1 protein-coding gene is annotated in these 575 nt (G+C 48.7%); it reads right to left on the bottom strand.

The window, feature by feature from the left end; translation table 11 throughout:
* A partial coding sequence (locus ACS8FC_RS19505; RefSeq protein WP_439298004.1) for a 2Fe-2S iron-sulfur cluster-binding protein occupies positions 1-535 on the bottom strand: 535 nt, incomplete at its 3' end.
* Positions 536-575: the final 40 nt, after the last annotated feature.

Below are 575 nucleotides of genomic sequence, written 5' to 3'. Positions count from 1 at the left end.
CTTCATGCGGTGGCGCTTCGAGCTGCACATAACCACCAGCGCGGAAGTTTACTTCTTCGCCTTCTGGAATTTTTAGTACCAGCTCTTTAATGAAAGTCGCAACGTTGTCATTAGAGACAACCTCACATTCCCATTTCTGTACATCAAAGAACTCAGGATCAATCTCAATTTTCATGTCTTGCTTAACAGCTACCTGACAAGCCAAGCGCATGTGATTGCGGATCTCGCCTTGAGTAAAGTAGCCTTCTTCGGTGGGCAAAATAGACCCGCCACCTTCAATAACGCGGCAACGACACTGCGCACAGGTACCACCGCCACCACACGCTGAAGACAAAAAGATGCCTTCGCCCGCTAGCGTTTGCAGTAGTTTACCGCCTGCTGGTGTCACCACGTCATTATCGGGATTATCATTAATATGGATAGTAACATCGCCTGAACTGACCAGTCTTGAGCGCGCCGCCAAAATAATAGCGACAAGGCCCATGATGATCAAGGTAAACATAGCAACGCCACCAATCGCCGTAGCGTAATCCATGGTAGGTATCCTTAATCTATGGGGTAGGGGTGCGAAGACA

The organism is Psychrobacter sp. 1Y4, assembly GCF_051847555.1.
This window is presented reverse-complemented; position numbering and strand designations above follow the sequence as displayed.